Genomic DNA, 23,540 nt, shown 5'->3' with positions numbered 1-23,540 from the left:
TTGCTGTTGTGGAATATAGTCCACAACAGTCTAACCTCGATCTCGATATTGTGGAATATAAACCTCAGCGAACGGTGCGTTCGTCAATACGATTGCAGCCATGAAAAGCGATGGCATCAACATATCTATCTGCAAGGTCGTGGGCGTTAACGCCGGTCGTATTCGCGTGCAAAGGGGCTACAGTCAGACCTTTGCCGCCGAGCGATCGGGCATCGACCGTTCTGCCCTGAACAAGTTTGAGGTTGGGAAGTTCAACCCCTCGCTCGAGTGGCTCTGCAAACTTGCGGACGGTTTGGATGTTCCGGTTGTCGAGTTCTTCTCCGGCCTGGAGGATGCACGCCCCAGCGAGTGCGCTGCTGTCCTCATGACAGACGCAGGGGAGTAGATGTTCCTTAGGAATCTGCCAGATGTGCTCAGCGCTAACCTGTCAAAAGTACCTGGCACCAATGTTGTGCTTCTTCGGTAATTTCGTGCCTCGATGGTGTGGGTTTTGAACTTCATCGAGCGAATTCGAAATCCGACACCATCATTTACCTGCGGTTTCTCCAACATAGAGAAGTTGCTCTCGCGAAAACCCACACCAAACGGCTTGGGGCGGCGATAAAACCCACACCAAACGGGCTCGAGAGCGGGCGAACCTACAAAAAGCCTCGTCCCAAATTAGCTACTTTCGGTGGGCGTCCGCGCCGTGCGGTAAAATCGTTCAGTCAGAACACGAACCCGCATCGGAGCTCATCACATGGCATTCGTCCATCTGCACAATCACACTGTTTTTTCCATGCTCGACGGCGCAACCCGTATCCAGGATATGGTCAACCGCGCTGTTGAGCTGGGCATGCCTGCCGTGGCCATTACCGACCACGGCTACATGTATGGCGTGCCCGACCTGGCGCTGGCCTGCGACGCCGTCAACCACAACACTCCCGAGTACAAAACCTGGAGCCACGACAAGGCCTTCTTGGAAAAGGACCGCCGTGACGAGCTGGTGGAGCCCGACCCCGAGTCCAGCCCGCGCGAGCATGCCCAGTATGTGAAGGACATGGCCATGTGGGACGAGAAGGGCAACATCGACGAGCTCAAGCCGCCTCTGGTCATCAAGCCCATCTTTGGCTGCGAGGTCTACTTTACGCCGGACGAGACGCTCGCCCGCGATCACAAGCCCGAGCTCTACCACATGATCCTCCTGGCCAAAGACCAGGAGGGCTACGTCAACCTGATGCAGACGGTCTCCGAGGCCGCCGTGCAGGGCTTTTACTACAAGCCGCGCGTGACGCTCGACAACCTGCGTCGCCATGCCAAGGGTATGATCTGCACGAGCGCCTGCATCGCGGGCATCATTCCCAAATACATCGACCGCGGTGACATGGAGGGCGCCATCAAGTGGGCCGAGACCTTCCGCGACACCTTCGACCCTGGCGACTTTTACATCGAGATCCAGGAACACGGCATTACCACCGACAACGGCCTGACCGACGAGCAGATGGACCGCACGCTCATCGACATTGCCAAACAGGTGGGTGTCAAGGTCATCGCCACCAACGACTTCCACTACCTGCGCCGCGAGGACGCGCCCGTACAGGACGTCATCATGTGCATCGGCATGAACGCCAAGGTCGACGACCCCAACCGCATGCGCATGACCGGCTCGGAGTTTTACATGAAGACCGAGGAGGAGATGCGGGCGATGTTCCCGTATTGCCCCGAGGCCTGCGACAACACGCTCGAGATTGCCGACAAGTGCTACGTTGAGCTGGACTGGGACTCCATCATCTTGCCGCGCTTCCCGTTGCTCGATCCCGGCGAGACGCACGAGAGCCAGTTCCGCCGCGAGTGCGAGAAGGGCCTGCGCCAGCACTACGGTGACGACTGGGCCACGCGCGAGATCGGCGGCGTCAACATCAAAGAGCGCTTTGAGTACGAATACAAGGTCATCTGCGACAAGGGCTTTGCCGCCTACTTCCTCATCGTTGCCGAGTACGTGCAATGGGCCAAAGACAACGGCATCGGCGTCGGCCCCGGCCGTGGCTCGGCCGCCGGCGCTATCGTCGCCTACGCCATGAACATCACCGCGTTCGACCCGCTCGAGAACGGCCTGATGTTCGAGAGGTTCCTGTCCCCGCAGCGTACCGAGATGCCCGATATCGATATGGACTTCGACGATGAGCGGCGCCTCGAGGTCGTGGAGCACGTTCGCCAGCTCTACGGCCCCGAGAAGGTCACCCACGTTATCACCTACTCGACCATCAAGGCCAAGCAGGCCATCAACGATGCCGCGCGCGTTCTGGACTACCCGGTCTACATGGGCCAGCGCCTGTCCAAGATGGTCTCGAGCGACCCCAAGGTCAAGCTCAAGCAAGTACTCGAAAAACAACCCGGCAAAGAGGATCTGTTTAACCCCGACTTTGCCGAGGCCTATAAAAAGGACGACGACGCCCGCCGCATCATCGACACGGCGCTCTCGATTGAGGGCCTCACCCGTGGCGAGGGCGTGCACGCGTGCGCCGTTCTGATCTGCCGCGACCCCGTCAACGAGCACGTGCCCACCAAGCTCGACACCAAGGGCGGCGTCGAGATTACCCAGTACGAGGGCCATACCGTTGCCGACATGGGCCTGCTCAAGATGGACTTCTTGGGCCTGCGCACGCTGACGGTTATCTCCAAGGCTAAGGCAAACATCAAAAAGAACTTCGGCATCGACATCAAAGAGGAAGAGATTCCCTTTGACGACCCCGAGATCTTTAAGCTCATGGGCTCCGGTCACACCGCCGGCGTCTTCCAGGTCGAGTCCGCCGGCATGACGGCCACGATCAAGAACATGAAGCCCACCGAGTACAAGCACGTCGTGGCATTGATCGCCCTGTACCGCCCGGGCCCGTTGGGCGCCGGCATGGTCTCGTCCTACATCAACCGTATGAATGGTAAGGAGCCGGCGGTCTCCTACGACGACCGCCTGGACGACATCCTGGGCGAAACCTACGGCACCATGGTCTACCAGGAGCAGGTTATGCTCATCTCCGTCGAGATGTGCGGCTTCTCCAAGGGCGAATCGGACTCGCGTATCCGTAAGCCCGTGGCTAAAAAGAAGATCAAACTGCTCACGTCAACGGTGCTCCACTGGGAGGATGGCTCGGACGAGACCACCTACGACCACTGGATGAACGGCGCTATCAAGAACAACTACACGCGCGAGGTCGCCCAGAAGATTTGGGACGATGTTCTCGAGTTCGCGTCCTACGCCTTTAACAAGTCGCACTCCGCCGGCTACGCCATCCTGGTTATGCAGACGGCGTGGCTCAAGGCGCATTATCCGCACGAGTACATGGCGGCCGTTCTGACGTCCTATACGGGCAAGACCGACAAGATCGTGCACTACGTCTCGGCATGCCGTCACGACGGCATCCCCGTGCTGTCGCCAGATGTCAACGAGTCCGGTACCGAGTTCACGGCCACCAAGGAGGGCGTGCGCTTTGGTTTGGCCGGCATCCGCGGCGTGGGCACCGGCGTGGCGCAGGCGATTATCGCCGAGCGCGAGGCGGGCGGTCCGTTTAAGACGCTGCACGACTTTGTCGAGCGTGTGGACTCGAGCCAGGCAAACCGCCGCGTGATCGAATCGCTCATCAAGGCAGGCGCCTTTGACTCCACGGGGTATCCGCGCCGCCAGATGATGCACTTTGTGGACAAGAACAACCCCGAGAACATCATCGATGCCGCCGTGAAGCGCCAAAAGGATCGCGCGAGCGGCCAGACGTCGTTCTTCGACATGTTCGGCGATGTTGAGGGCTCGGGCTTTGAGGTGAGCGTGCCCGATCCGGACGGCCAGGAGTGGGACCGCCACCTTAAGCTGAGCCAGGAGAAGGAGGTTCTGGGCATCTATGTCTCGGACCACCCGCTGCGCCCGTTTGAGTATGCGCTAGCCAAGGCGCGCGACTTCTCGTTCTCGCAGATCGACACCGGCTACGAGGTGCAAAACCCCACGGGCGGTACCATCAACCAGGAGATTCCCGAGGGCAAGGCACTGTGGTGGGCCGGCATGGTCTCGAGCGTGTCCAAGCGCGTGACCAAAAACGGCGACCCCATGGGCATTGTGCAGCTCGAGGACATGGAAGGCGAGGCCACGGTCGTGGTGTTCCCCAAGACCTACAAGGAGGCCGAGGGGTACCTGTACGGCGAGGTCGATCCCGAGACCGGCGCGCAGCTGTCCGATGCGTTTGTGCGCATTAAGGGCAAGCTCGAGCGCTCGGACCGCGGCGATCAGATCATCGCGCAGGAGATCGTGCCGCTGGAGCTCAACGAGGAGAACAACAAGCCCAAGGTGTTTGAGGTTATGGTGCCCAACAGCCGCTTTAGTCAGGGCAATATGGCGCGTCTTGCCACGGTGCTTACCGCCAACCCGGGCGGCGACCGCGTGGAGATCTTTATCGAGCAGGTGGACGGGCGCGTGCTGCGTGCCGAGGTGCCGGCCAAGGTCAACGCACGCTCGATTCCGCTGTTGGCAGAGGCAAAGGCCATCGTCGGCAACCAAGGCCGCGTGACGGTTATCTAAAATGATTTTTTAATCCCCGTCCCAGAAAAATCATCCGGTGGGTGGATTGGAGGAAGTGATGGCACAGGGGACGTTTGCGCAGGCGCTCCGGAAAGAGGCGGCGCTCAGCAGTACCTTTATGAAGGGGCGCTCGCTCATGCTCAACGGCGCCGTGCTGTCGTTTGAGGACTCCGGCTCGCGCTTCTCCAAAAACGTGAACATCGAGGGTTCGGTGCGCGGCTCGCGCGGCGACCTGTACAAGACGCACGTGGCGCTCGACATGGACGAGCACGAGGTTATCGACTACGACTGCGATTGCCCCGCCGCCTTCCGCTATCCCGGCATGTGCAAGCACGCCATCGCCACGGCGCTGGCGTATCTGGATGCCAGTGGCGCCGAGCCTGTCGAGGGCCTGCGCACGCCGGTTCGCACGTTTACGGCACCGCCCGCACAATCCAAACAGTCCGCACGCCCCGCGCCTAGCGCATCTTCGGTCAACCCCAACTTTCCCTTCCCGGCGCCCGTCCCCACGAGCCCGAGCCTTGTAGCGGCGCTTTCCGATCTTTCGGACGCGCGCATGGACGAGCTCGCGGCCATGCGCCGCAAACTCGCCGGCACCATTGACCCCGATGCGCCCAAAGCGGTGCTGGAGCCCTCGCTGGTGCCGTACTACAATCCGCTGTTTGCCGATCGCTTTAACTGGGCGCTCGAGTTTCGCATTCGCTGCGGTTCGGTGTCCTACGTGGTTAAGGATATCGACGGCATGGCCGATGCCTATGTGCGCGGCGGTACGTTCTCCTATGGCAAGAAGCTTGCGTTTGCCCATGTGCCCGAGGCTTTCGATGACGTGTCGACAAAGCTGCTCGACTTTGTCGCAATGACGGTCGCCTACCTGAGCGACATCACGAGTTCGCGCTCGGCATCGTACGACTTTGCCCGCAGCGGCTTTGTCGCCGAGCGTCAGTTGCCGGTATCCGAGCATTCCATCGTGTCCGTGCTGGACCTGCTGCGCGGCAGGTCCATGTCCTTTGAGCCTGCTTGGTCGCGGGGGACGACGACGCATCGCGCCTACGAGGTGGCGGTCGAGCCGTCGCCGCAGGGGGAGGGCGAAGTCCCGGCCAAGCGCCCGCTGCTCCTTGCCGCCAAGATTGCACCGGCGGCGGGTGGCAGCTACGACTTGCGCCTGCCGGCCGATACGTACTGCTTTGTCGCTGGCGACGCAGCCTATCTGGTCGATACGCGCCGCGCGCGCCGTACCGACATGGCGTTTGCCCAACATGCGGCGCCGTTCCTGTCGCACTTGTTGCCCTGCCGCACGCCGGTCCATATCGCCGCCGACCAGGTGGGCGAGTTCTGCCGCATGGCGTTGCCTATCTTGCGCGACTACACCGACCTGACCGCGCCCGCTGCGCTCGATGCCGTGGCGCCCGAGCCGAGCTTTGCCATGGCGATTGGCGTCGACGATGGACTCGTGACCTGCAAGATTACGGTGACCTACGGCGATTGGTCGGCGGATCTCTTTAGTCTTGGTGCTCCGGGCAGTCCTTTTGAAGAGCAACGCCCCGGCGTTCCGCCCCGCGATACGGTGGCGGAGTTTCGCGTTATGGACACGGCGGCCCTGTACTTCGATTTCCACGAGGGCGGCCTAGCGTTTGAGGAACGCGATGACGGGAGCCTGTTCCACTTGCTGACCGAGGGCCTGTCTGCCCTGTCCGAGCTGGGCGAGGTCCTGCTCAGCGACCGCCTGCGCCAGATCTCGGTCCGTCCTGCGCCCAAGCTTTCGGTGCGCGCCACCGTCAAGAGTAACCTGCTCGACGTCGAACTGGGCGCGAGCGGGCTTTCGGCGGCCGACCTTGCCATCTATCTCGATTCGTATAAGCGCCACCAGACGTTCGCGCGCCTTACGTCCGGCGATATCGTGCGCCTGGACGAGGGCGCTCGTGCCGCGTTTGGTCTTGCCGAGGACCTTGGCGTCGATGCCGTCGACCTGCTCGATGGCGTGTCGCTTCCCGCGTCGAGCACCCTGTTTGTCGACAGCATGATCGCGCGCACGCCGGCGCTCGAGGCCGATCGCGACGCGGCGTTCCGCCGCACTGTCGAGCGCCTGGACACGCTCGGCAAGATGGACTTTACGGTACCCGCCTCGCTCAAGGCCACGCTGCGCGGCTATCAGGTCGACGGCTATCAGTGGCTCGGCTCGCTCGAGCACCTGGGCCTTGGCGGCATCTTGGCCGACGATATGGGCTTGGGCAAAACGCTGCAGATGATCGCGCACATTCTGGCGCGCGTGGAAGCGGGGGACACCAAGCCCACGCTCGTGGTATGCCCCGCGTCGCTTGTGTACAACTGGACTGCCGAGCTGGAGCGCTTTGCCCCCTCGCTTGATGTGTGCGCCATTGTGGGCGCCAAGGCCCAGCGTCGCGTGCAAATTGCTGGCGTGGTCGAGCACAACGTGGTTGTAACGTCGTATGACCTTATGCGGCGCGATATCGATGAGTATGCCGAGCAGGATTTTGCCCGCGTGGTGCTCGATGAGGCCCAGTACATTAAAAACCCGCTTACCCAGGTGGCTCGCGCCGCCAAGCGCCTGCCTGCCGGCGTGCGCTTTGCCCTGACGGGCACGCCCATCGAAAACCGCCTGTCCGAGCTCTGGAGCATCTTCGACTTTTTGATGCCGGGCCTTCTGGGCGCGCGCGACTCATTTGCCAAGCGCTTTGAAAGTCCCGTCGAGCATGCCGAGGGCGATAGTGCCGCTCGTCTGCAGGCGCTCGTATCGCCGTTTGTGCTGCGTCGCGTTAAGGAAGATGTGGTGGCCGACCTGCCCGAGAAGATCGAGGATACGGTGATGGCGCAGCTTACCGGAGAGCAGCGCAAGCTCTACCTGGCCAACCAGGACCGCATTGCCCAGCAGGTGCAGCACCGCGAGGCCGGGGAGTTTAAGAAAGATAAACTCAAGGTGCTTGCCGAGCTCACCAAGCTGCGTCAGATCTGCTGCGACCCGCATCTGCACTATGCGGACTACAAGGCGGGAAGCGCCAAACTCGATACGTGCATGGAGCTCGTCCACGGAGCACTCGACGGCGGTCACCGCATCTTGCTGTTCAGCCAGTTTACGGGCATGCTCGATATCATCGGCAAGAGCCTGGCCAAGGAGGATATCGCCTTTCTTAAGCTTACGGGCGCATCGTCTAAAGAGAGTCGCGCCAAGATGGTTGCGCAGTTCCAGGCGGGCGAGGTGCCGGTGTTCTTGATTTCGCTCAAGGCGGGCGGCGTGGGCCTTAATTTGACGGCTGCCGACGTGGTTATCCACTACGACCCATGGTGGAACGTGGCGGCGCAGGATCAGGCGACTGACCGCGCGCATCGCATTGGCCAGCAGCACACCGTGACCGTGTACAAACTCATCGCCAAGGACACGATCGAGGAACGCATTATGCAGATGCAGGAGTCCAAGCGCGATCTGGTCAACAGCGTGCTCGGCGGCGATGGTATCTCGTCGGCACTGTTTACGCGCGAGGATGTTCTGGCGCTGCTCGGTGGCGACGGTCGCTAGCCTCGCTCGTTATGTGTTCATTTGCCATGCCGTGGATGGTTCGCCTGCCTTTGGGCATAAGAACCATCAAGAACATTGGCACATCAGCAAAGGAGAACATCATGGCGAAATTCTTTAAGGACCCCGACGGTAAGCTCATCGCTGCCCTTGGCGACGACGTTGCGACCCCTGCCGGCTGCACGGAGCTGACCGTAAACACCGAGGACGCGGCGCACGAGAAGCACGTGCCTGTTGTCGAGATCGAGCGCGACGGCCACGTGATCCGCGCACGCGTGGGCTCGACGGAGCACCCCATGCTGCCCGAGCACTACATCGAGTGGATTGCGCTTGAGGCCGAGGGCCGCCTGGAGGTCCATTACCTCGAGCCCGGCATGAAGCCTACGACGTTTTTTGCCGGCGGCTCCAAGACCGGTACCGTCTATGCCTATTGCAACCTGCACGGGCTGTGGTCCGCGACGTTCTAGGAGCGTGCCCCCGCTCGGGGTATCATAGCTACCATATGCACATGCGAGCGCCGACTGCATCATGCGGCCGGCGCTTTTACTACGACAACGACGATTTACGACGGAAAGGGCTGGGCCATGAAGCTCGCACTTGCACAGATCGATATGCGCCTGGGTGATATTGAGGGCATTTGCGGCCGCATCGAGGACCAGGCTCGTCTGGCCCACGAGCGCGGGGCGCGCGTGCTGTGCGTTCCGGCTCCGCTCTTTATGGGCGCCATGCCCGGTGGCCTGGTGGGCGCTGCCGACTTTGAGCACGACGTGCTTGCCGGTTTGACTGGTGTCGCCGAGCGTATCCAGGAGCTTGACATGATCTGCATCGTGCCCGCGGCGGTTTCGTTTGAGGGCCAGCCGCTGCTCGACTACATGATGCTCAAGGACGGTCATGTGGTGCCGGCGCGTTCGAGCATTGCCCTGCAGCGTGGCGAGAGCAACGACACCCGTTGGGCGCCGCCGGTGTTCGACGTGGACGGCGTGCGCATCGCCGTAATCTTTGACCTGGATCGCGAGCTCGAGATGCTGCCGACCGGCGTTGACCTCATTGCGTATTTCCAATTCAACGCGTTTGACATGACCGACCGCGAGACCGCCGCCGTCGCCGCCGTGCGCAGCGGTGCCTACCGCAAGATCGCCTCCAAGCGCAGCGTGTGGTTTGCCTGCATGGCGCCGGTCGGCGCCTATGACGAGTCGGTGTATACCGGCGGGTCGTTTGTGCTCGACGATTGCGGGCGCGTGGTAGCCCAGGCGCCGTGCTTTGAGGAGAGCCTGCTGGTTCAGGAGATTCAGCGCGGCGTAATGCTCGATGCCCTGGAGGATCACGAACTGCCCGAGTTCCGTTCCGAGGAGTGGCTGTGGCAGGCGCTGGTGCTCGCCGTGCGCGACAACGCCCGAGCCCACGGTGCGTCGCGTGCTGTGGTGGCACTCGAGGGTGACTTGCCGTCGTCCCTGCTGGCGGCGCTGGCCGTCGACGCTCTGGGCCCGCGCAATGTGATTGGCCTGGTGCTGGGGCGCAACCGTATCTTTACGCCGGCGCAGGAAGAAGCCGAGGCTGCCCGCTGTGCCGCCGTCCGCGCCATCGCCGAGCGTCTGCACATTCGCACCGTCGAGCGCGATGCACCGGATGCGGCGCGCGTGCTCGATCGCGACGTGTCGGCGGGCGATGCCGAGCGCCTGCGCTCGCGCACGCTGGGCCTGATGCTGGAGGATACGGCGCTCGAGCTGGGTGCGATGGCGCTGAGCCCGCTGTCCAAAACCGAGTACGCGCTGGCGGCGCCGGCGCTTTGCGGCGGCTACCAGGGCGACTTTGCGCCCTTTGGCGATGTGTACCTGTCGACGCTTGAGTTTGTGGCGCGTGTGCGCAACCGCACGTCTGCCGTGGTGCCCCAAGAGCTCGTGACGCTCAACGCAGTGGAAGATTGTATGGAGCGCGTGCTGGCGCAGGCGCTCTCGACGCTCGACGGTCCGGTCGATATGCTCGACCGTGCGGCACAGCTGCTCGGCGGGCTTGAGCCGGGTGAGGTCGATGGCGCGCTCGAGGCGCACGTGGACCGCAATCGATCTTTCGACGACATCCCGATGGCCGCTGGCAAGCCTGAGGCCTGCTCGCTGCTGCTGATGCTCGTTCGACAGGGTGAGGCTGCCCGCCGCATGTTGCCGATGGCGCCGATCGTCTCGGCCCGTTCGTTTGCCGAGCGTGCCTGGCCGTATATGCTCGCGTGGTCCGACCTGGGGCTTAACGGCAAGGAGCGTATGACGGTCGATTCGCTGGCGCGCGCCGAGGTGCGCCGTTTTGCTGACGAGGATACGAGCGAGCGCGTGCGAAACGAGATGATGGGTGTGCTGGGCGAGCTACTGGGTATTTCGCCCGAGCAAATGGAGGAGCTGCGCTCTGAGGACGGTCAGCGTCGTCTGCATGAGGGTATGAAAAAGTTCGAGGGCGAGGTTCAGGACGCCATCGATAAGATGATGGGCGGTCAGGGCGGCTCGCAAGGTAGTCCCCAGGGTGGCCCGATGCCGCACCCGCCAGTAGATCCGAGGCAGTTCCCCTTTTTCTCGCAGAACTAACTATGGGATAGGATTCGCTTCCAACCCCGATACTTCAACTAAGCATCTTGGCCCCGTTGTGTTATTCTAGAACAGACGTTCGTGAATGATGCGCGGGGCCCTGTCTTGCGCTGTGCTTGTGGCGAGGGGAGGTCGGCTTGGTTATCTTGGGCATTGACCCCGGTTTGGCTCATACGGGTTGGGGGATTATCGAGGAGCGGCGTGGCGAGGTTCGCTGCCGTGCCTACGGTTGCATCGAGACCAGCGCGGGCAGCCCGCTTGCGGTGCGCCTGTCGCATATCGCCCGTGACCTTAAGGATGTCGTCGAGCGTTATCGACCCGACACAGCTGCTGTCGAGAGCATCTACTTTGGCGCCAACGTTCGTTCGGCCATCCCCACGGCGCATGCCCGCGGTGCTGCACTCGTAGCGCTTTCGGAATGCGCGCTCGAGATTGGCGAGTACACGCCCATGCAGATCAAACAGGCTGTGGTGGGCACCGGCGCCGCGGACAAGCGGCAGGTCGCCTATATGGTACGCACGCTAACACAGCTCGACCACGACCCGCATCCCGACCATGCCGCCGATGCCCTGGCCTGCGCCATCTGCCACGTAAACCTCAGCCGCACCCGCGCCCTCACCGGTGGCGAGTTCTATCAACAGAGAGGAACCGGATACTGATGATTTCCCAGCTCCACGGAACGCTTGTCGAGTCCACGATGAGCTCTGCTGTCGTCGATGTGTCGGGCGTTGGCTTTGAACTCGGCATCTCGGGCAGCACTGCGGCCACGTTGCCGACGCCCGGCGGCGAGGTCCGTCTCTACACGCGTATGCAGGTGCGCGAGGACGCCATGACACTTTTCGGTTTTTCCTCAAAGGATGAGCGCACGATGTTCGACCGGCTCGTGTCCGTTTCGGGCGTTGGCCCGCGCCTGGCGCTTGCCGTGCTTTCCACCTATACCGTGGGGCAGCTGTATTCGCTGGTGATGGCCGAGGACGACAAGGGCATGGCCAAGGTACCCGGTGTGGGCAAAAAGACAGCTCAGCGCCTGATCCTGGAACTCAAGAGCACCTTTGCCAAGGATAAGGGCTTTGTGCCGGTCGACGTGATTCCCGGACAGGTTGCGATGCCCGTGCCCGCTGCCGCTCCCTCGGCGATCGACGATGCCCGTGCGGCACTCCTTTCCATGGGCTTTAGCCCGCAGGAGACCGATGTTGCCCTGAGCGGGTATGATGGGCAGAATATGCGTGTCGAGGATCTGCTCGGCGCGGCGCTTAAGCGACTCGGAATGGATGCGTGATGTGGGAAGCCGATGACTCTCAGGACTTGTGGGCGACGCCCGGTAACTCGCCGGCGGCATCCATGGCGCACGGCGAGCGCATGGTGGGCTCGGAGCTGACGGCCGAGGATCTCGATGTCGACCGCACTTTGCGCCCTCAGCGCCTGGACGATTACTGCGGCCAGGAGCACATCAAGCAGAGCCTGCGCGTGTTGATCGAAGCGGCGCAGAGCCGTGGCGAGACGCTCGACCACGTGATCTTCTCGGGTCCTCCGGGCCTGGGCAAGACCACGCTGGCCACCGTTATCGCCAACGAGCTGGGCGCTCAGATCAAGACCACGAGTGGCCCTGCCATCGCGCGCACGGGCGACCTGGCGGCCATCCTTACTAACTTGCAGCCGGGCGATGTGCTGTTTATCGACGAGATCCACCGCCTCAACCGTTCGGTCGAGGAGGTCCTGTACCCCGCGATGGAGGACTTTGCCCTCGATATCGTGATTGGCAAGGGTCCGGCGGCGCGCTCGATTCGCTTGGATATCCCCAAGTTTACGCTGGTGGCGGCAACGACCCGTTCAGGCATGTTGACCGGCCCGTTGCGCGACCGCTTTGGCATTTCATATCGCCTGGATTACTACACGGTCGAGGAGCTCGCGCAGATTGTGACGCGCTCGGCGACTATCCTGGGCGTGACGATCGACCATCCCAGTGCACTCGAGATCGGCTCGCGTTCGCGCGGCACGCCACGTCTTGCCAACCGTCTGCTCAAGCGCGTGCGCGATTACGCACAGGTGCGCGGCAACGGCCCCATCGAGCTCGATATCTGTCGCCAGGCGCTCGAGTTCTTCGAGATCGACGAGCTCGGTCTGGACTGGATGGATATTCGCATTTTGGAGACGCTCGCCAAGACGTTCTCCGGTCGCGCCGTGGGACTTACGACCCTTGCCAGCGCGGTGGGCGAGGACCCGGGCACGCTCGAGGATGTCTATGAGCCCTATTTGCTGCAGTGCGGATTGATGATTCGTACGCCGCAGGGCCGTCAGGCAACCCTCCGCACCTTTGAGCACCTGGGGATTGAACCTACCGTTTAGGGCGTTTTGTTTTGGCGGGCTGTTGGACTATCGCTGGGCATCGGGTAAACATATCGCCGTTCATCGGTTATGGGCGTTTTACTATTGCGCGCCCGTGCTATGCTGAATTGGTCTTTTTCTCATTCGGTAACGAAAGGACCGCCCATGCCTACTGACATCGAAATCGCACGTTCTGTCACGCCGCTGCCTATTACCGAGGTGGCCAAGAACGCCGGCGTCGACGTTAAGCACCTTATTCCGTACGGCTTCGACAAGGCTAAGGTCGACTATTCACTGCTCAACGAGCCGACTGATCACCAGGCCAAGCTCGTCCTCGTGACCGCTATCAACCCAACGCCCGCGGGCGAGGGCAAGACCACCACGACCATCGGTCTGGCCGATGGCCTGCGTCGTCGCGGTATCAAGAGCGCCGTGGCCCTGCGTGAGCCTTCGCTCGGTCCCGTCTTTGGCGTCAAGGGCGGTGCCGCTGGCGGCGGTTGGGCCCAGGTCATTCCCATGGAGGACATCAACCTGCACTTTACCGGCGACTTCCATGCCATCGGTGCTGCCAACAACCTGCTGGCCGCCATGCTCGATAACCATATCCAGCAGGGCAATCAGCTCGGTATTGACGTTAAGCGCATCACCTGGAAGCGCGTTGTCGACATGAACGACCGTCAGCTGCGCCATGTTATCGATGGCATTGGCGGTAAGGCCCAAGGTGTGCCGCGCGAGGACGGCTTCGACATCACCGTTGCCTCCGAGGTCATGGCAATTCTGTGCCTGTCTACGAGCATCAGCGACCTCAAGGAACGCTTGGGCGAGATTGTCGTCGGCTATAGCTTTGCCGGCGAGCCCGTCCGTGCCCGCGACCTTAAGGCCCAGGGTGCCATGGCCGCGTTGCTTAAGGACGCGCTCAAGCCCAACCTGGTGCAAACGCTCGAGGGTACGCCCGCGTTTGTCCACGGCGGTCCCTTCGCCAATATTGCCCACGGCTGCAACTCCATCATGGCCACGCGTATGGCGATGCGCTTTGGCGATGTCGCCATTACCGAGGCCGGCTTCGGTGCCGATCTGGGTGCCGAGAAGTTCCTCGACATCAAGTGCCGCATGACGGGCGTTCGCCCCAGCGCCGTCGTGGTCGTCGCGACCGCTCGTGCGCTGAAGTACAACGGTGGCGTCGCCAAGGCCGACCTCAACGAGGAGAACCTCGAGGCACTCAAGGCCGGCATGCCCAACCTGCTGCGTCACGTCGACAACATCCAGAACGTTTATGGTCTGCCCTGCGTAGTCGCCATCAACCGCTTCCCGACGGACACCGAGGCCGAGCTTGCGCTCATCGAGTTCGAGTGTCAGAAGCTCGGCGTCAACGTAAAGCTTTCCGAGGTCTGGGCCAAGGGCGGCGAGGGCGCGCTCGAGCTTGCCGATGAGGTCATGCGTCTGATTGAGCAGCCGAGCGAGCTCAAGTTTGCCTATGAGGACGGCGCCGATGTGGCCGACGCTCTTGAGGCCATTGCCACCAAGGTCTACCGCGCCGACGGCGTCGACTTTACGCCGGCCGCCAAGCGCCAGCTCGCCGAGCTGCGCGAGAACGGCTTTGGCAACCTGCCGGTGTGCGTGGCCAAGACGCAGTACAGCTTTAGCGACAACGCCAAGGCCCTGGGCGCTCCCGAGAACTTCCGCATCACGGTGCGCGAGCTCAAGGTTTCCGCCGGTGCCCACTTTGTGGTCGCACTGACTGGCAGTGTTCTGACCATGCCGGGCCTGCCCAAGGTCCCCGCGGCCGAGAACATCGACGTCGACAACGACGGCAACATCACCGGCCTGTTCTAAGCCTGCTGTCCATAGCTGCTAGCCCGCCCCGCCGTGCCTACCAAGGCCCGGCGGGGCTTTTTTATCCTTAGACCCGCGCATGTCTTGTAGATACCGACGGGCTCTGCCCATCATAGGCTTTTGCGCGGGTAGAATGCATGGATAACTTGATGCTCACGCGCGACGGAAAGGAATCGTTGCATGGATCAGGACAAGACAACCGTGATGGGCGGCTACGGTTCCGCGCAGGCTGGCGATAGCGCCGATGCGACCCGCGTTGTTCCCAACCGCGGTTATACCGACCCCGCCGCGACGCAGCCTTCTGCCGAGCCCACCCGGGTTATGGGCTATGGCGACACGGCGCAGGATTCTTATGCTGCATCTTCGCAAGGCCCCTATGGCAACGCAGCTCCGGACCCGTTTGATTATGCGTCGCAGGATTCTTATGCCGCCTCGACACCGAATCCCTATGACAACCTGCCGCAGAATCCTATTCCGCAGCCTCAGCAGACGACGTATATGCCTCGCACGGCGCAGCCTCGCTACGAGTCGCGCGAGCCGTATCGCGAGTACCCCAAGTCGATTCCGCAATATGGCGAGGACGAGGAGAAGAAGCCGTCGCGTTCGTCGAGCGTGATCAAGAAGATCCTCATCGTGCTGGCGATCTTCTTTGCGCTGTCGGTTGTGTTTGCCATCGTGTCGGGCATGCTCAACAAGCGAGGGAGTTCAACGGCCGATACCGCTGCCGAGCAAACCGAGTCCGCCTCGTCTAGCACCGTCGATCTGAGCGATATCCCGGGGCAGTACTGGTCCAACGCCAAAAAGCTCCTCAAGTCGCGCGGCGCCGATCTTTCGAATGCCGTGGTCCTGACTGATGATGGCTCAACACCCGTCGTCGATGCCAACTGGATCGTTACTTCTGCTTACTATAACGACAGCGGCAACCTCGAAATTCAGCTCACGCACAAGAACAGCTCGGGCAACTCGTCCGACGGCCAAAGCGGTACCGACAACTCGAGCTCCAATACGCTGGAGGACTTGAGCAACAAGGCACAGGAGTTGGGAGACAAGGCCCAAGAGCTGGGCGACACGGCCCAGAACCTGGGCGACACCGCTCAGAACCTGGGTGATATGGCGACGGATGCCTGGAACGCGCTGCAAAACGGCATCTCGGGCGCGCAGGGAAACTAGCTGGTAAGTGGGCTACAGCTGCTCTGCTGGACGGTCGGGCGAGCTAAAGCCCGAATCAAACGTGACGACGCATGAGACGTTGGGCCGGCGCTCGTGCACGATGCGCGTGACGAGCTCCAGCAGCTCCTCGTCGGATATGTCAAAGCCGTCGGGGCGCACAAGGTCAAATGACACAAAGCCATCGTGTTCGTGAAGGTCGTGGATGGAAAGCGCGGGGTCGATCTGCATGACGCCGCGCTTGACCCAGCCGCGCAGGTCGTCGCCGGTGGTGGCGATAGGGTCGCAGTGCAGCGTGATATCGATGCCCATTTGGCGCTTGATGTCGTGCTCGATGGTGTCCAAAATCTCGTGGTGCTCAAATGCGTCGCCCTCGCCGGGCATCTCCACGTGGGCGCTGGCAAACTGACGACCGGGGCCGTAGTCGTGCACCATCAGGTCGTGCGTGCCCAAGACCTGCGGATAGGACATGATCTTGTCGCGAATTGCCTGGACGAGCTTGGGGTCGGGCGCTTGTCCCAGCAACGGGCTGATGGCGTCGCGCACTAGGCCCATGCCGCTGATGCAGATGAAGATGCCCACACCCAGGCCTGCCCAGCCATCGAGGTCAAAGCCGGTCGTCTGCGAAATAAGCGCCGCCGCTAAGACCGAACCCGAGGTGATGACGTCGTTTTTGGAGTCCTGTGCTGTGGCGATGAGCGTCTCCGAGTCAATGCGGTTGCCCAACGTGCGGTTGAATGCGGCCATCCAGAGCTTAACGAGCATGGATGTAGCCAGTGCCGCAAGGGAAACGAGCGTGTAAGCGGTGGGGGAGGGCTTGATGATCTTGGTAGCTGACTCCAGGATCAGGTTGATGCCGACGGCGCAAACCAGGACGGCGACAAACAGGCCGGCGAGGTATTCGTAGCGGCCGTGGCCATAGGGGTGGCCTTCGTCTGCCGGGCGGCTGGCAAGGCGGAACCCGAGCAGGCTCACGATGTTGCTCGAGGCATCGGAGAGGTTGTTGAAGGCATCGGCGATAAGCGAGACGGAGCCGGCGAGCAGGCCCGCGATGCCCTTGGCCAGGCACAGGGTGATGTTGAGGCCAATGCAGATGAGGCTTGCGGCAAAGCCCGCGTTGGTGCGGCAAGATGCATCGACCGGCTCGCCCTCGCTGCCGGGAACAAGCGTATGTACCAGCCGATTTACAAATAGCATAGCGGTCGTCCTCACAATCATGTTTAAGGGGATAGTGTAGCTCGCGCGGGGGCGCCGTGCACCGATGCTCAGAAAATGCAGCAATAGTCTGCCGGTGCTAACGAGCGAGCCTTCCCGTCTGCCAAGGTGGTCCATTTTGGGCCACATGGGTATGGGCATGTGCCTGTTTGCTCGACATACTTAATGTCGACAGCCCCTGCGCAAAGGAGAATGTATCCATGGACGAGATGTTTGCCATCAAATGCCAAAACTGCGGCGGCCCTATGTACTCACACCAAGCTAAACGCAGCTTTGAGTGCGCCTATTGCGGCACGGTCATCCCATGGCAGGCGGACGCCGGAGAGCCCAAGAGCGCTTTGGGCATTCGTCATACGCCGTTGACGGTGGTGGATGGATTGCTCAAGCTCACGCATGTGTCGCAACTCGAGCGCCCGGAGGACCCGGACTGGTATTTCTTCAATTCGTACTGGCGCAATCAGTCGGTCCTGGAACATCTGCTGTGGGAGGATCGCGGCACGGCGCAGGAGTTCCAAGAGGCCACGCATGTGAGCATTCCTTGCCCCTTCTGCGGAGCGTCCTTTGAGGGCGAGTCAACGCAGCGTGTGTTTGAGTGCCCGTCCTGCGGCAATAAGATCGGCGTTGCCGACCTGCTCAAGCCCGGTACGTTTAGCAAGCGCCTGACCTTGGGCGTGGGTGCGGAGTATGTGCCGGAGCAGGGTATTCCCTGCGAAATCTCGCCGCAGCAGGCACGTGCCAACGCGCTGCAGCTGGTGCGCCAGTACCCGGATGCCTTTGCCGGGCACGACGTGGAAGACGCGATCCAAAACGACATGATGCTCTTCTATTTCCCCATGGCGCTGGCGGACCTGCGTATGATGGCGAGCTTCCCGGGCAAGGGCCTGAGCAAGGAGGCCTTGGTGTACTACGAGGTGCTCGACTGGGCATACCCCAGGGCAAACTACCTGGACGTTCGCCTCATGGGCATTTTGGAGCCGTGGGACTTTGCCAAGGTCGGTCCGTTCGATCCCGCCATGCAGGAAGGTGACTTTCGCGTTGTCTCAGTCGATGCGTCTACCAAGGACCAGGTGGTCATTGATAAGTTGGCGCTCGACGTTGCGGGCAACGACGCCGAGGCTGTACTGGGGCTCAATAAAAAGAGCATTCGCATGTGGGCGCGCAAGGCCCGCAAACATAAGGACGGCCTGGTGATGGTGCCGGTCTACTTTGTCGATCGTCCGGCGACAGACGGCCGCGATGGCGAGCAGGTGCGCATTGCCGTAAACGGCCAGACGGGCCGCGCGGCCGCGGTGGTGTTTAGCGACAAGCGCGAAACGCATATCGTGGCGCCGCTCAGCCCGAGCCTGCATCTGTCCGGTGAGAGCACCGTGCACGCCACGCCCGTCGAGGTCAAATACGTTAAATCGCCCTTCCTGTACCAGATCGTGCGCCGTGGAGGCGGCGAGCAACCGCGCCAGGTTGCAGCCGCCGTCGAGGGTTCCTACCGAGAGGAGAAGCCCAAACGCCGCGGTCTGCTGGGTGCGCTATTTGGGAAGTAGGGGAGTAGCACCGGTTGTTGCCGTAAGGTGATGGCCGGGGGTGCGGGGCAGCTCTCAGGAGTGCGGGCTGCCGTCTGATTGTTTGAGGGTGCCAGATGTAAATAAACAGTGGAGCGGCTGCAAAAGAGCCTCCTCACTGGGTAAAATCAGATTGTGCCGCGGAACCCGCTCCTCAGCTAGTCACACTTCGGAAGCGCGGGCAACGCAGGTATTATCGTCTAAAGGGCCGGCTGCAACCGGCCCTTTTCTGTGGCAGCCAATGGACCCACATCAGACGAAGGCCGCGTCTTTGGGCTGTCAGGTCACGCTCGCCAGCCACGGCTAGAATGTCGTTGCCGGCGTCCATGACCGGTATTGTTTCGTAGCGTGCGTCGCAACCGCGAGTGCGCCTGCGACGGCTGCGGTGGCTTCGGTCGCAACGTGCTGCTACCCTTGCGTTTCGCCATTGGTCGCTTCGTTGATGGCGCGGTACTCGGCACTCAGCTCGCGCGCCAGCTCTTCCTTGCTTGGAAGATACGGCAGGTATTTGGCGGCAAACACTTGGTCGTTGTCTTCGGGCAGCGTGTACTCGACAATCGAATCGCTTTTGTCCGCGCAGAGCACGATGCCTATGGGCGGATTGTCGCCTTCGTTCATGAGCTCGCGCGTGTAGTAGTTCACATACATTTGCATCTGGCCCAGGTCCTGATGCGTAAGGTCGTCCGTCTTAAGGTCGATGAGCACGAAGCAGCGCATCAGATAGTTGTAAAAAACAAGGTCAATATAGAAATGGCGCCCATCAAAGGTGATGCGCTTTTGGCGCGCCTCGAAAGCGAAACCACGGCCAAGCTCCAGCAGGAACTTCTGAAGATGCGTGATGAGCGCCTGCTCTAGATCGCTCTCGCGAAACGCAGTATCGTCCGAGAAACCTAAAAACTCCAGTACATATGGGTCGCGGATGATATCCTCGGGGCGACGAGCCGGGGCGCTCTTTTGGATTTCCTGGGTGACGGCCTCCTTGTCCTTGCTGGCAAGTAGGCGCTCGCGGAACATGGTGTTGATCTGGCGTTCGAGCTGACGCGTGCTCCAACGAGAATCGGCGCATTCGTTCATGTACCATGTTCGAGCATCAGGGTCGGTTATACGCGATAACCTGCGGTAATGTGTCCAATTCAATTCGGAACGCAGCGCGTTCCGGATTGGGAACGCAAGATAAAACTGACGCATGTATCTTAAGCTTCTGGCGTTGAAGCCTCTGCCAAAATCCTTAGTCAATCTAACGGCAAGTTCGTCGATCAGTGCATCGCCATACTTGGCGCGCTCCTCTCCGCCCTGTTCATCAACAATACTCTTGCCGATCTCCCAATATGCCTCAACCATCGCAAAGTTAACGGCGGTATAGGCCTTGTCGCGAGCGGCGTTGAGAATCGAGGAGACCTGCTTGTAAAAACCTTCGGGCACGATTGCCGATTCTCCACGGTTTACTAGTTCACCCATCACTGTCGCCCCACTTTCCTCTTGTGGAATGCATCTTTAACGCATTTAGTTTAAAGCCTCGCGCGGACACGAATTGCTATGTTGTCTGGCACCTTCGCATGGGAGCCTTGCGGTGGTTAAAATGTGACCATAGAGGCAGTTTTAGCGAACCCCGCGGGAGTGACGCGTATGGACAACAACACGCTGCTGTTCCAGGACAAAGGTTCGGGTAGGTTTAAAGACGTCAAGATCTACCCTAACCGCATCGAGGTGCTCAAGAAGGGCACTTTTGGTGGCAAGCACACCGAGATTGTTTATCTTAAGGACATTACGGGGGTCAGCAGGATCAAGGGCCGCGACGTTTTCCTACGTAACAGGCTGTTGACTGCCTGTGTCTTTAGTCTGAGCAGCCGCTCCCAAGCTCAGGAGTTCGTGAATGCGCTGAACATGGTGATGTAGCCGATAACGGTGTTCGGGCTAAGGTAAAAATCGGGGCGCAGAACGGTATTCTGCGCCCCCCCCAATTGAGTCGATGTGTCTAAAAGGCGGGCTTGCCTATTCGCTGTCGTCCCCAACGTTTTCGCGGTCATTGGCAAGCATCGCCGCGCCGGCGACCGTTGTCGCCACGGCGGCGGCAGCGAGCCCGGCGGCAACGCCAGAGCCGTCGCCCGTGTCGGCGAGTTTTCCGGTCGAGCCTTTGCTCTTGTTGCCGCCGCCGTTCTTGTCGGCGCCGTCTGCGTTGGAACCCGTGCCGCTACCGGTGCCGCCTGCACTGCCCGAGGCCGCTACGGTAAAGCTTGCGGCTCCATCGCTGGCGAGCGTGTAGCTCTGCGCCGCGTCGCCCAAGAGACCGTTCACGCGCACCCAGTACGTTCCCGCGGTAAATGCCTCGCCCTCGGCCATCGCCGTTCCCGGAGCGCCGTTCGCGTCGTGCACAAACTCGAGCTGGGCCGTGCAGGCATCGGTTTCGAGCTTGCCCTCGAGTGATGCCGCAATCTTGGCGCGCACGTCTTCGCCGGCCTTAAGGCCTTCGAGTCCCTCAAAATGGGGCGTCAGCGCGCGTGGATCGATATCGATGGGCACGGAGCCCCGCAGCTCCGTAACGGTCTCGTTGCCCAAGGCGTCGACATCCACATATTCGATGGCAAACGCATGGCCCGAAGCTGCCACGTTGAGTACGTTGCTGCTGTCGACGAGGCGGAAATGACCCTCGCCAACGGTCTTGCCGTCCTGGAATGAGGCATCGCTCAGCGAGTCGCCGTACGTCATGCGCATGCGGGTCGGGAGATAGTACGGGAGATAGTACGAAGCCGTCTGCTTGTGCTCCGTATCGTAATTGCGCTGGTAGATGCTCCGGGCCAGCGCCGCATCAACAAAGTCGGATGCGATGATGCCAATGTGCTTGAGGTAATCTGACTTTGTATCCTCGGTGCCGCTGGGGTTGATGTACGGGCTCTTATACAGATGCTCGTTGACTACTCGTGCCGAGGTAAAAGGATTGCCTCCGTGCGACAAGCCCGTGCAGCTGGTGTAGTTGATAGACCAGCAGCGCTCCAGGACTTGCTCCTTGGCCCCGTTATCGTCCTCGACATCTACCTCGTTGCGCGTGCGCCCGGTCGTTTCCTTCAGCGCATTATCGACCCAGCTGAGCTTGTCGGTTCCCGTGAGTTTGTACTTGTCCTGGGCGTATACCTTGGTGCAATAGGGCTCTTTGTCGCCTGTTTCCCCCGCGGCTTCAAAGCCCCGCGCGTCTTGGACGAGGCACATGGAACTGCTGTCGGTGTGCGCTGCGATTTTGTTATCCCATTCGGTGAGGTCGAGTCCCCACGTGTGGCCGCTTACGCTGTCGCCGTCGAGTCCAAATCGACGTAGCAGGACGATCTTTCCGCGCACCTCGCCCAGTGTGGGAACGCGGCTCGACGTATAGAACAGTTTGGGGTTGTCGTCCAAAACCTTGGCGAAAGCCGTCGTAACACTTTCGTCGGTAGCCTCGTCGTTGCCTCGTGATACAAGCATGATGAGCGCTTCTGTCGGGTTTTCGTTCAAAAACGTTTTGAAGTAGCCTATGACATCGGAAAGATGCAAAAAGTACGCGTCTTTTTTGAGCAGGTAGTACATCCCATGGTCGATGCCAGGGTTGTTGCCCTTTCCGAGACGGATATCAAAATAGCGAATGCCTTCGAGCAGCTGCGTGGGAATGTAATCCTGCTGGCATTTTACTTGCGAGGATTGGGGCTCAGTGTCGTTGTCCACGCTGCAGGTGCCCGAATCGTGCGTGCCCGGGATGCTCAGCTCGTCGAGGAACTTGTTGTCGTCGACGTATTTCATCCAACATGGTCCGTCGACGTAGCTGCTGTACGTAATCCAGTCGAGGCTGCTAACCGTGGCATCGTTCTTTTTCATGTCGTAACCGATAAGTTCGAGCTCCCACGGAATGCTCTTACTCTTACTCTTATGGCAGATCTTATTGTTGTCCTGGCCTTCGCCGTTCGATTCTATTGCCAGGTACTTAATGTCTTTTTTCTCGGTTTCTTTCTCGACCGTGCGGTCTCGGATGATATAGGTTCCGTTTGATTGACGCTCGAACGCAAAAGAGCGACTGGGCTTGCCGTCATGCTCGCCACTCCATACGTGGATGACCTTTCCGTCTTTGTCCGAGTCGCCATCGACCGACCAAATGCTGTAGCCCGTCTTTTTATGCTCTTCGAAATTGAGCAAGGTGCGGATAGCATACCAGTTTGTATCGTCATTCTTGGTCGTTACGTTCTCAAGGATGAGCTTGCTGGACGTGCCGTCATTAAACAGATGGCAGACGTTGCCGATGACGTTGCCGTCTTCGTTGACGCTCGCGGTACGAAAATAGCCCGCGGGGCGAAGGCGAATGACGAAATTGTCGAGGCTGACCGACGCTGTGGCAGCGTCGTCTGCAAATGCCGCTCGTGGGCCAATGCCCAATGCCGCGGTTTCGGACAGGCTTGCAAGTGGCGACAACGCCGCGAGTCCAAGGCCCAACGTAAATGCTCGGCGGCTGATGGCGTGGTGTTCGGTCATAACTTCTCCATTCGTAGAGTGCGGTTATGCGATAGTTTTGGTCACTATACTGCTCAGATGTTTAAAGATGCTGGTTTAATTGTCTGCGCGGCGCAATAAATCGGCGGGCGGACGTGTTGGGGTGCTTGTCGTTTTCGTACTGTTGCTACATTTGGAGCGGTTCCGGCGTCCGGCATCCTCGCGTTCGTTGGCTACCCGCATAAGAAAGGGAGGGTCGGTTTACCGGCCCTCCCTGGGTTCAAGACTTTAGTCCGCTGGCCGCGCAGCGGCCAGCTTTAAACCACCCGCTACGCGGGTGGAGACAAACGGCTTTA

Annotated in this window: 15 protein-coding genes; 12 read left to right on the top strand and 3 right to left on the bottom strand. The window is 60.8% G+C overall.

Features of this window, described 5'->3' with window-relative positions; all coding sequences use genetic code 11:
* The first annotated feature begins 100 nt into the window (after positions 1-100).
* The 10 genes from I1969_RS08855 to I1969_RS08810 all read left to right on the top strand — a co-directional run bounded on the left by I1969_RS08855 (position 101) and on the right by I1969_RS08810 (position 15,970).
* Positions 101-385, top strand: coding sequence for a helix-turn-helix domain-containing protein (locus I1969_RS08855; RefSeq protein WP_195234654.1), 285 nt, complete (start codon positions 101-103; stop codon positions 383-385).
* Between the two features lie 354 nt (positions 386-739).
* On the top strand, positions 740-4,543 hold the full coding sequence (gene dnaE, locus I1969_RS08850) for a DNA polymerase III subunit alpha (protein ID WP_195234652.1): 3,804 nt from the start codon (positions 740-742) through the stop codon (positions 4,541-4,543).
* 58 nt (positions 4,544-4,601) lie between these two features.
* Complete coding sequence (locus I1969_RS08845) at positions 4,602-8,075, top strand: DEAD/DEAH box helicase (protein WP_195234650.1); 3,474 nt, start codon at positions 4,602-4,604, stop codon at positions 8,073-8,075.
* A gap of 101 nt (positions 8,076-8,176) precedes the next feature.
* Positions 8,177-8,539, top strand: coding sequence for a desulfoferrodoxin family protein (locus I1969_RS08840; RefSeq protein WP_195234648.1), 363 nt, complete (start codon positions 8,177-8,179; stop codon positions 8,537-8,539).
* A 117-nt stretch (positions 8,540-8,656) separates the two neighbouring features.
* Positions 8,657-10,642 carry an NAD(+) synthetase gene (locus tag I1969_RS08835; RefSeq protein ID WP_195234646.1) on the top strand — a complete coding sequence of 662 codons (1,986 nt, stop codon included), beginning with the start codon at positions 8,657-8,659 and terminating at the stop codon, positions 10,640-10,642.
* A 137-nt stretch (positions 10,643-10,779) separates the two neighbouring features.
* Entirely contained in the window at positions 10,780-11,301 is a 522-nt protein-coding gene (gene ruvC, locus I1969_RS08830) for a crossover junction endodeoxyribonuclease RuvC (RefSeq protein ID WP_118405685.1), read from the top strand.
* On the top strand, positions 11,301-11,921 hold the full coding sequence (gene ruvA, locus I1969_RS08825) for a Holliday junction branch migration protein RuvA (RefSeq protein WP_099431955.1): 621 nt from the start codon (positions 11,301-11,303) through the stop codon (positions 11,919-11,921). The genes ruvC and ruvA overlap by 1 nt, the downstream gene beginning before the upstream one ends.
* Positions 11,921-12,988, top strand: a complete 1,068-nt coding sequence (gene ruvB, locus I1969_RS08820; RefSeq protein WP_022095140.1) for a Holliday junction branch migration DNA helicase RuvB — start codon at positions 11,921-11,923, stop codon at positions 12,986-12,988. The genes ruvA and ruvB overlap by 1 nt, the downstream gene beginning before the upstream one ends.
* Positions 12,989-13,132: 144 nt before the next feature.
* Positions 13,133-14,800, top strand: a complete 1,668-nt coding sequence (locus I1969_RS08815; RefSeq protein ID WP_195234644.1) for a formate--tetrahydrofolate ligase — start codon at positions 13,133-13,135, stop codon at positions 14,798-14,800.
* Positions 14,801-14,980: 180 nt separating this feature from the next.
* Positions 14,981-15,970, top strand: coding sequence for a hypothetical protein (locus tag I1969_RS08810; RefSeq protein ID WP_195234642.1), 990 nt, complete (start codon positions 14,981-14,983; stop codon positions 15,968-15,970).
* 12 nt (positions 15,971-15,982) lie between these two features.
* Here the strand turns inward: I1969_RS08810 and I1969_RS08805 are convergent, their stop codons facing one another.
* The gene (locus tag I1969_RS08805; RefSeq protein WP_195234640.1) at positions 15,983-17,164 is read right to left on the bottom strand and encodes a cation diffusion facilitator family transporter; all 1,182 of its coding nucleotides are present in this window, start codon (positions 17,162-17,164) and stop codon (positions 15,983-15,985) included.
* A gap of 218 nt (positions 17,165-17,382) precedes the next feature.
* Between I1969_RS08805 and I1969_RS08800 the strand changes: the two genes are divergently transcribed.
* On the top strand, positions 17,383-18,720 hold the full coding sequence (locus I1969_RS08800; protein ID WP_195234638.1) for a TFIIB-type zinc ribbon-containing protein: 1,338 nt from the start codon (positions 17,383-17,385) through the stop codon (positions 18,718-18,720).
* A 426-nt stretch (positions 18,721-19,146) separates the two neighbouring features.
* Here I1969_RS08800 and I1969_RS08795 read toward each other — a convergent pair whose 3' ends face one another.
* Positions 19,147-20,196: a PDDEXK nuclease domain-containing protein gene (locus tag I1969_RS08795; protein ID WP_229028365.1), complete on the bottom strand. Its 1,050-nt coding sequence runs from the start codon at positions 20,194-20,196 to the stop codon at positions 19,147-19,149.
* 168 nt (positions 20,197-20,364) lie between these two features.
* Here I1969_RS08795 and I1969_RS08790 point away from each other — a divergent pair, with 168 nt between their 5' ends.
* Complete coding sequence (locus I1969_RS08790) at positions 20,365-20,634, top strand: hypothetical protein (RefSeq protein WP_138340451.1); 270 nt, start codon at positions 20,365-20,367, stop codon at positions 20,632-20,634.
* Between the two features lie 96 nt (positions 20,635-20,730).
* Here the strand turns inward: I1969_RS08790 and I1969_RS08785 are convergent, their stop codons facing one another.
* A complete protein-coding gene (locus I1969_RS08785; RefSeq protein WP_195234636.1) occupies positions 20,731-23,226 on the bottom strand; it encodes a phosphatidylinositol-specific phospholipase C in 2,496 nt (831 codons plus the stop codon).
* Between the last annotated feature and the right edge of the window lie 314 nt (positions 23,227-23,540).

Source organism: Collinsella aerofaciens, from assembly GCF_015548375.1.
GTDB lineage: Bacteria > Actinomycetota > Coriobacteriia > Coriobacteriales > Coriobacteriaceae > Collinsella > Collinsella aerofaciens_AB.
The sequence above is the reverse complement of the archived record's forward strand: the minus strand, read 5'-3'. Positions and strand labels throughout refer to the sequence as shown.